Consider the following 8758-nt stretch of genomic DNA (forward strand, 5'->3'; position numbering starts at 1 on the left):
GATTCCACAAAAGATAGCTTAGATAACAGCCCAATATGATTCAAACCTCAATAATATATAATTAAAGTAGCTAAGTATGAAGCAGTTAAATAAATGCGTGTTGTTTTTTATCGTGCTATTCCTCAATACTACTTATCTATTTGCAGACATTGGTAATCGTGGTAGATGGGATAACGGTGGAACTTCTAATTTTGGAATGTCCTTATGGGTACTTTTGGGTATTATCGCAGGAGGATTCTTTGCATGTATTTTTATTAAAAACGGCTTGGAGAATGGATTCAAAGACAAGGAACTGAATAAAACTGGATGTATGTCAATAATTGCTACTATTGTTGGATTATTGGTTTTAGTATCTATGTGTTCACATTAAATAGAAGTATGTATGAAATTCAAATTCTTAGCATTCATATTAATCGCATTCAGTATCAATCTATATGCTGATGAATACAAGTTTGATTATGCAGTTATTGACAATGAGAAAGTGACGACTGTAAGTGCTTCAAATATTACAGCCCATCTTATTAGTGAATCTAAAGCTACTGTAACTTATAAAAATGAGACCGTTACTCTAATATCTAAAGATGGTTACGAATACAAAGGCTTTGGTGAAAGTGGAGTGGTAATCGTTTCTAATAGAGTGAATGGTGTATTAAGTAGAATTACCATAGGAGGAACTTTTAGAGGACAAACCGTTATACTTGTTTATAAGCGGATTAATAGCAAATAACATCTTGATAATTATGGATATTCTCAAATATATTGTATGTCTGATTATTGCAGCTATCATTTATTTTATAGTCGGGCTTATTGCTTGGAATATTGTATGTTCATGGGTTGATATGTCATCTTGTACATTAGTGGAAATTAGTAATTATAGAATATACACATACTCTGGAATAGCTTGTATTTCCGCGATTATAGCTGAATAAGAGTAGAATAAAAAATGGGCGTGATATGGACGGGGCATGTACAATTCTATTTGTCACTGGATTTCTTGCACTTATGGCTAATCATTGGGAAAGCATGTGGGATAGTGTCGCTGTTATCCTAACTATTTTATACAATATTATAAATATTGTAATAATGGCATATTGCTTTTATAAGAGTAATGAATGATATTTCCATTTACATAAACTACCATGAAAAATACTGTTATCCTTTTAATTAGCATAGCTACATTTATAGCCTGCACCAAACAAAAAGCGGAACAAGTTTCTACCATAGACAGCACTTTACAAGTAAGTGTTGATTCTATCCTGCAAAACAAGCTATCCGAACTTAATGCTACGGTAGGGCAAGTTATTATAATGGAAGTACGGACGGGAGAAATTAAAGTTTCTGTTGGTTCTGATTCTATTCTGCAAGAATCGGGATTAGTGCGTATCGCTTCACTTTTGGCAGTATTGGAAACAAAGGCAGTCAAACTATCCGATTCGATAGATGTTGCAGATGGTGTCTTAGCTATTGGTAAAGATACATTGTGCGACCATAATTGGCATAGGGGTGGATATGGAAAAATCACAGTGGAACAAGGCTTTGGAGTAGCATCCAATATCGCCAATTACAAAATAGTAAAAAAAGTATTTGAGAATGAACAAGCCTTTTCGGAAGCACTTGCAAAGTATGGTTATCAAGTGAAAGACACAAGTCTTGTTTATAATCCTTTGGGATATGGCATTCTCACCACTCCATTACAGAACTTGACTTTCTTTAATTACATAGCTAAAAGTAAGACTGCCATAAAAGAAGCATTGGAATACTCTGTTTCTAATGGATTAGCTAAACCTGCCCAATCAGATAAAGTTAAAGTAGCTGGAGCAACGGGAACAATTCAACTTCCGAACGGTGAATATGCGGTAGAATTTTGCGGTTACTTCCCTGCCGATAATCCGAAATACAGTGTTATCGTTACCATTAATAAGACAGAATTACCTGCAAGCGGTGGACTGATGGCAGGTGATGTTTTTAGGCAGATTGTTGATATTATGAATGAAAGATAATGAGAAGATTGCTATTTATCATTATTGGGCTACTTAGTTTAGCGGCTTGCAAAACAGACAAGACATCTGTTCCGCAAGAATTTGAGTGCTTTAATCAGCCACATATATACATAAAATACAAACAGCCTATAAACGGATATACAGTAAAGGTTATGTGGTTGCAATATGGTGAGGTAGGTAATGCTCTATTCTGTTTAGAGAAACAAGGAGTACAATACTACTACTTTGCGGAGAAATGGACTGATAAGATTCTGTATGATAAGGGTAACACATATCCGCACAACACTGTTATAGAATTGGACTATACAGCCAAATTAGAGAGCGAAGAATACCTTTCGGATGATTCTCCTTTCTTCTTTTCTGATGTTGATTTTGATGGAGAAGATGAGTTTATTATCAACCGCTATAAAAGTGGTTCAAGAGAATCAAATGCCTATGATGTGTACGATATTAGCCCATACGGTTACTTTATACGGAAAGCAGAAGCACCATTTACAGAATTAGAAAACGGACAATGTGAGTTTGATTCAAAGAACAAGACCATTACTGTTTACGGCTCTAATGGATGGAACAATACTATCAATAATACCTATCAACTAAAAGGAGATAAAGTTGAATTAGTACAATCAGAATAATTATTTAAAAATCAAATAGAAATGAAAATATTTAGATTAGTTGGAATGGTTTTATTAGCCTTGTGCGTGAATTTCACTTCTTGCAGTGATGACAATGAAGAAGACCCCAATGTGTATTATGCTTATGGCATCTATTTAGGAGATTTATCAACTAATACGGACTATATTGAAACAGAACTTAGGATAAATGAAGTGGAGCAAAGTATAAAGTTCAGACCATCATATAGTTCTTCGGGATTGGATGGCGGTGCTTATGTTACAGAATTTCATCCATTCACGGAGGAGCAATATTTCTATATAATAAACCGCTGTGATATTTATGTAAATGAAGAGATAACTAAAGAGAATCTGATTGAAAAGTTTCCCGAACTTCCGCATGAATTTAATTTCTTATGGCAGTGCTTAGGTGAATATGAATATATTGCATATTATCCAGTAGATTCTCCTGATGGAGTTCTCAACGTATTTGTCTATAACAAAAACAATTAAGAGATTGCAATAGTATTCTTCGTAAACCTATACGCAAAAAGCCAACCTACCCAATTACGGATAAGTTGGCTTTTTCAGTTCTGAACAAATATCTATTAACCATAAACTATGTGTTATACAACTCTATTCAGAGTTACAGAGAATACCAAGTAATTGAAGCGTATTTCCAGCAGACAGATTTTTGAGAAAAACGGCTTTACATACCCGTTGCTGATTTAGCTACCGCTATTCTATTATATAATGGAATACAGTATATGAATGTTTTTTGAGTTAGCAGAAAAGCTACTCTATACTATTATATACTATATCATTAGATAGATAAAAAACTGATAGTCAAAAGCAAAACTATAAGAAAGAATCATTGCATAACAGCGTAATATTGACTAACTTTGTGGTGCAGTTTGAAGCTGCAAAGAGATTATTAATTTATTGTTGAATCTATCTTGTTTACGTGTAAACCAACATGTAAACCGCAACTTGAAAGGACTTCTTCTAATAAGATATAAACGGAAGTAGCTCAGTTGGTTGCCTTTAATCCTACGGATTAAAGGACATTAGCTTCCCAAGCTAAGGGTCACGGGTTCGAGTCCCGCTTACCGCTCTCGTTGATAATCAGGAGTTTATTTGATATAAGCTTCTGATTTTTTGTTTGTATGCTCGGCATGAGTATTAGCTAACGGGTGCAAGTCCCCAATGAGCCCTAATAGCGGGAATCATACAGCCAAAAGCAAGGGTGTCCATCGCGAGTTGGAATCTGAAAGAAGCTGGCGGCAAACATCTGGTCTGACGAACAGAAACTTCATATAAGGCATATGACCGTGGGTAAGGTTGCGAAACAAACTAAAGCCCTATAGCTATTCGGGACGGTTAGTGTAAATGGAGCAGACATAAGATTGAAAGTTAATACCCTTATCCGAGGAGGTCTCACGGACATATGGTGAGGATGAATGATTCGAAGTACCATGATGGAGTAAAGCTTGCCGTGAGAAGTCAGCAGAGGTCGTAGTACCCAAGGCATGTATGCCTATAGGGAAGGACCAAACTTTATTTAAACGGCATAACTGAAAACTACCGTTTGTTGGAACGAATGCATAAAACCAAAACAGAAGTATTGGGCTACCTTTAAAGAGATAGGACGGAATCCGAAGGGTATAAAGGAGCGCAGACCTACAAATGGATGGTTGAAGAAGATGTCGTGGAAGTGTCTTTCGAAGAATACGAAAGGCATCCATAGTAAAGAACCGCCGTATGCCGAACGGCACGTACGGTGGTGTGAGAGGTCGGAAAACGAAAGTAGGAAGAAAACTACTTCGTTTTCCTCCTACTCGTTTGAAATAAGCTGGTTTTACCTATAGTTTAACCATGTGAGTTAAACCGAGAGTTAAACCAAAAAACGATGAATGCAACTGTAAATGTCGTATGTTACACATCTAAGATTTTATCTAATGGCGAACACCCTTTAATGCTTCGCATTTGTAAAGACGGTAAAAAGAAATACCAAAGTTTAGGAATATCAGTAAATCCTAAATATTGGGACTTTAAGAAAAATACACTTAAAGCATGTTGTCCCAATAAGGAATATATTCAGAAAATTATTCTCAATAAGCAGATGGAATTTCAGCAGCGCATGTTACAGCTAATTTGTGAGCAGAAAGATTATACCGTTGCAACCTTATTGAATAAAGACTGTGTCACGTTTACATTGAAAACAGTAGAGGAGTTTTATTGTAATTTAATAGAGCAATATGCTTGTGAAGATAAATGCGGAAACCGTCTTATATATAAGGCATCTTTAAACTCTATTAAAACTTTTACTAAAGGAAAACTTAATATTCCATTTAGTGATATTGATACTATATGGCTAACTAAATATGAAAAGTGGTTACGCTCTAAAGGTAATAAAGATACAACTATCAGTTTGATGTTTCGTACCTTACGGAGTACATACAATAAAGCTATCAATGCCAAATGTGCTCGAGTTTCTGATTATCCTTTTAATGAATATAAAATCAACAAGTTCAATACTACAACTCAAAAAAGAGCTATTGCTAAAACTGACGTACTGAAGTTTAAAACAGAAGTTCAACCTATGGGGAAGCGGCAGTATATTGAGTTGAGTAAAGATATTTTTATTTTCATTACTGTCCCGTAAAAGTGGATAAATAGTTCTTTGAAATAACTGAAATATAGCTTATTATACTCTATTTGTAAAGCGCGACGATTTGAAATTGTACCTTTGAAACCAAATCAAATGGCTTCAAATGAATCAAGACAAATATGTTTTCGCTCAATTGGTAGAGTTTTTGAACAACAATAAATTCAGAAGAATCGTGGACAAATACGATGGAAATCGTTACGTCAAACATTTCACTTGCTGGAACCAGCTTCTTGCTATGATGTTCGGACAGCTAAGCAATCGTGAGAGCCTACGCGACCTGATTGTTGCATTGGAAGCACATCAAGCCAAGTGTTATCATTTGGGATTGGGTCGTGAACCCTTGGCCAAAACCACACTTGCATCAGCTAACCAAAATAGGGATTACAGAATCTTTGAAGATTTTGCATTCTTCATGATGAAAGAAGCCAGTGATAAACGAGCTACTCATATTCTGGATATCGAAGGAAAGAAGTACGCTTTTGATTCAACCACCATTCCGTTATGTTTGGCAACATTTCCTTGGGCTAAATTTCGAAGTAAAAAAGGTGGAGTCAAGGCACATGTCCTTTATGACATTGAGGCTCAGGTTCCGGCTTTTTTTACAGTAACCACAGCTTCAAAACATGACTCAACAGCAATGTCTGCAATTCATTATGAACCAAATGCATACTATATTTTTGATAGAGCGTATGATTCGTTTAAGGAACTATATCGGATTCATCTTACTGGCTCTTTCTTTGTCGTAAGAGCCAAGTCGAATCTTAAATTTAAGTTCTGCAAATGGAAACGCAGACTACCAAAGAATATACTATCTGATGCTGAAGTGAAATTATCAGGATATACCTCTGAAAAGAAGTATCCGGAATCATTCAGGATTATCAGGTTCTATGATGAAGAAGATGATCGTGAATTTACCTTCCTGACAAATGCCAAACATATATCTGCACTTGATGTAGCTAATCTCTATAAAAAGAGATGGCTTGTAGAACTGTTCTTCAAATGGTTGAAGCAGCACCTTAAAATCAAAAGGTTCTGGGGCACCACAGAAAACGCAGTCCGTATTCAGATAAGTGTGGCTATTATCACTTATTGTTTGGTAGCTATTATCCAACATGATTTGCACTTAAGCCGTTCGACCTATGAGGTCCTACAGATTTTGAGCATTTCATTAACGGATAAAACACCTTTACAAGAGTTGTTCAATAAGACTAATTTCAATGATGTCAAAGAGCAATTAAATCCCCTTTTCCCGGGGTTGTTTGATTAATATTTAATTCGTCCCGATTTTAACGGGACACTAATGTTTTATTTTCAGCTATCTATGTGGTGGAATCAATTTTACAGATATAGCTAATTTAACACATGAGAATATTCAAAGTGGTAGACTGCATTATATCCGTCAGAAAACAGGAAAACAAATAAAGATAGGAATACCACAGGAAGCCATGCGGATAATAGAGAAATATTCAAAAACAGGCAGAGGATATTTATTTCCGATTTTGGATAGTAAGGTTCACAAAACCGCCTTACAGAAACAGAACAGAATACACAAGCTACTTGGCAAAGTCAATAAAAACCTAAAACTGCTTGCAGCACAACTTGGGGTTGAAGCTAACGTTACAACCTATGTTGCTCGCCACTCATTTGCCAGTGTTCTTAAAAAATCTGGAGTAAACATAGCATTGATAAGTGAAGCGTTAGGGCATTCTGATTTAGCAACCACCCAAATATACCTTGATAGCTTTGATAATGAACAAATGGACGATGCAATGAAGAATTTACTTTAAAATGATTATCCCACTTGCAGTTATTGTGAGTGGGATTTTCTTTTTTACTTTTGCATATAAACCTATAATTATTAACAATGGAACTAACAGAAGAAAATCTTGAATATATCACTTTCGTTGCTATGGGATATTGCCACTTACCAAAATTTAATGATGAATATTCCAAATTGAATGCTTCAATTCATGCTAAAAGCATTTTTAAAGCAAGATACGAAACTCTAAATGAAACATTTCAAAAAGCCTATCAAGAATATAGCCAAAATGAAAAAATCAAATCTACTATAAATATTTACCAACTGGATTCAGATAAACTATGGCTGTTGTTTTTATTTATTACAGATTTTACAGAAAGTTGTTTCTATGAAGATACAAATATAGAAGAACATTCAATATCAGATTTCTGTAAAGAGTGCATTTCATTAATTGAAAATAGTAACGATGTTAATATTACCATTACCTCACCTGATAAGAGAATTAGCCTAAAAAATCGGCACAGTTGCATAAGTCCGTGGCAATATAATCATGTTATCCAAAGATTATGGATGCTCTGAACATAAAGAAAGGTAAATCCTGCACACCGCGTAGTTGTGCTCTAAAGCCTTTCAACTTAGAGTTAAGAGATTCAGCATGAGCATTGGTTGATCTGTTTATGAAGTAATTTAGTACTTCTTCTTCCTTGTACTTGATGGCATCCCTTGCAGCCTTTACTTCACGCAACGTACAAACTGAAACCTTCTGATACCACTCATGCAGTTTAACCTTAGCAGTACCCCGGTCGATAGACTTGTTGCTAAACACGCTTCTTAGGCTACAAATCAAAGTATATGCATCCTTTATCTTTGGGAACATCCTGAAAAGTATCTTTGCACGTGTTTTCTGCCTGTCAGTCCATTTTTCACCACTCACACTCAGCAGATGCTTGCTTCTTGTCAGTAGTTCTATGACAGTTTCGCCATTGGCAAGCATGGTTGGCCTGAAGCGTTTGTTCAACCTCTGTGGCTTGCGTCCCCGCTTCTTGCCTTTGTATTTCTTTGGATGTTTCTTGCGGTAGTATTTACGGCTCTTTACCAGCTGTTCAAGTTTCTTTTTGAACATGGCCTTCTCCTTGTTTTGTGCTTTCTGTGCTTCTCGTTTAGCTTTGAGGCGGAGTTCCTCCACTGCTTCGATACAACGTTTGACGATATGGAAGCAGTCAATGACTATGGCTGCATTGGGAAAGGCTTCTGTGACGACAGCAAACATGCTGTCAGAGAAGTCCATGGTAACTTCCTCGACCTGCTCTCGCTGTTCCTGCGGTATCTGCATAAGAACATTGATAATGTCTGATGCCTTAGTGCCTTTTACAGCTGCTATTAAGGTGTGACGTTTGCCATGCCCTTCTTTGTTGGTCAAGAATGTCATCAGGTCCTTGTGGAGCATGGTCTCGTCAATGCCCAGCCGTTTGCCTATGTTCTTAGGATGCAGCACCCAGTCCTCTGCATGACTGGCTTGTTCCCAATTACGGAAACCGCTCAGATGATCCTTGTAAGCACGCTCCAGGTTATTGCCATCTACCTTAAAGTATAGCCCCGGCGAGCGGGCCGTTATCGGGTAGGTATCCAAATATTTTTTTAAGACATCAGCAAACTCCTTAGAGTAGCTGGTGTTGTCAGCAAGCAACGAGTACCTGTCAAGGATTATGTTTCTGCC

8 protein-coding genes and 3 pseudogenes are annotated in these 8758 nt (G+C 36.5%); 9 read left to right on the plus strand and 2 right to left on the minus strand.

Translation table 11 applies throughout. The features are described 5' to 3' along the window. Positions 1 to 76: 76 nt before the first annotated feature. From BACCOP_RS17015 to BACCOP_RS17040, 5 genes are all read left to right on the plus strand, one after another. Positions 77 to 370 (plus strand): hypothetical protein, encoded by a 294-nt coding sequence (locus BACCOP_RS17015; RefSeq protein ID WP_007569767.1) that lies wholly within the window; start codon positions 77 to 79, stop codon positions 368 to 370. 12 nt (positions 371 to 382) lie between these two features. Next, on the plus strand, positions 383 to 727 hold the full coding sequence (locus BACCOP_RS17020) for a hypothetical protein (RefSeq protein WP_007569768.1): 345 nt from the start codon (positions 383 to 385) through the stop codon (positions 725 to 727). A gap of 412 nt (positions 728 to 1139) precedes the next feature. Beyond that, positions 1140 to 2000 (plus strand): penicillin-binding transpeptidase domain-containing protein, encoded by an 861-nt coding sequence (locus BACCOP_RS17030; RefSeq protein WP_007569770.1) that lies wholly within the window; start codon positions 1140 to 1142, stop codon positions 1998 to 2000. Further along, complete coding sequence (locus BACCOP_RS17035; protein WP_007569772.1) at positions 2000 to 2635, plus strand: XAC2610-related protein; 636 nt, start codon at positions 2000 to 2002, stop codon at positions 2633 to 2635. The genes BACCOP_RS17030 and BACCOP_RS17035 overlap by 1 nt, the downstream gene beginning before the upstream one ends. Positions 2636 to 2656: 21 nt before the next feature. Continuing rightward, a complete protein-coding gene (locus tag BACCOP_RS17040; RefSeq protein WP_007569774.1) occupies positions 2657 to 3124 on the plus strand; it encodes a hypothetical protein in 468 nt (155 codons plus the stop codon). An 854-nt stretch (positions 3125 to 3978) separates the two neighbouring features. Here the strand turns inward: BACCOP_RS17040 and BACCOP_RS21240 are convergent. After that, positions 3979 to 4452: pseudogene (locus tag BACCOP_RS21240) on the minus strand (hypothetical protein); the annotation flags it as partial. Positions 4453 to 4520: 68 nt separating this feature from the next. Here BACCOP_RS21240 and BACCOP_RS17050 point away from each other — a divergent pair. From BACCOP_RS17050 to BACCOP_RS17065, 4 genes and pseudogenes are all read left to right on the plus strand, one after another. Then, positions 4521 to 5261 (plus strand): annotated as a pseudogene (locus BACCOP_RS17050) (phage integrase SAM-like domain and Arm DNA-binding domain-containing protein); the annotation flags it as partial. Between the two features lie 124 nt (positions 5262 to 5385). Continuing rightward, positions 5386 to 6549, plus strand: a complete 1164-nt coding sequence (locus BACCOP_RS17055; protein WP_007564783.1) for an IS4 family transposase — start codon at positions 5386 to 5388, stop codon at positions 6547 to 6549. Between the two features lie 37 nt (positions 6550 to 6586). Next, positions 6587 to 7069, plus strand: a pseudogene (locus BACCOP_RS17060) (site-specific integrase); the annotation flags it as partial. 77 nt (positions 7070 to 7146) lie between these two features. After that, positions 7147 to 7620, plus strand: coding sequence for a hypothetical protein (locus BACCOP_RS17065; RefSeq protein WP_007571316.1), 474 nt, complete (start codon positions 7147 to 7149; stop codon positions 7618 to 7620). On the opposite strand, the gene BACCOP_RS17070 is transcribed toward BACCOP_RS17065, so the two are convergent. Continuing rightward, a partial coding sequence (locus tag BACCOP_RS17070; RefSeq protein WP_007571318.1) for an ISL3 family transposase occupies positions 7595 to 8758 on the minus strand: 1164 nt, incomplete at its 5' end. The two genes, BACCOP_RS17065 and BACCOP_RS17070, sit on opposite strands and share 26 nt — an antisense overlap.

The sequence above is a fragment of the Phocaeicola coprocola DSM 17136 genome, from assembly GCF_000154845.1.
GTDB classification, from domain to species: domain Bacteria; phylum Bacteroidota; class Bacteroidia; order Bacteroidales; family Bacteroidaceae; genus Phocaeicola; species Phocaeicola coprocola.

Bases quoted from the DNA above. Each gene is read 5' to 3' on its own strand.
- BACCOP_RS17015 (WP_007569767.1), top strand. From the start codon at position 77: ATGAAGCAGTTAAATAAATGCGTGTTGTTTTTTATCGTGCTATTCCTC.
- BACCOP_RS17020 (WP_007569768.1), top strand. From the start codon at position 383: ATGAAATTCAAATTCTTAGCATTCATATTAATCGCATTCAGTATCAAT.
- BACCOP_RS17030 (WP_007569770.1), top strand. From the start codon at position 1,140: ATGAAAAATACTGTTATCCTTTTAATTAGCATAGCTACATTTATAGCC.
- BACCOP_RS17035 (WP_007569772.1), top strand. From the start codon at position 2,000: ATGAGAAGATTGCTATTTATCATTATTGGGCTACTTAGTTTAGCGGCT.
- BACCOP_RS17040 (WP_007569774.1), top strand. From the start codon at position 2,657: ATGAAAATATTTAGATTAGTTGGAATGGTTTTATTAGCCTTGTGCGTG.
- BACCOP_RS17055 (WP_007564783.1), top strand. From the start codon at position 5,386: ATGAATCAAGACAAATATGTTTTCGCTCAATTGGTAGAGTTTTTGAAC.
- BACCOP_RS17065 (WP_007571316.1), top strand. From the start codon at position 7,147: ATGGAACTAACAGAAGAAAATCTTGAATATATCACTTTCGTTGCTATG.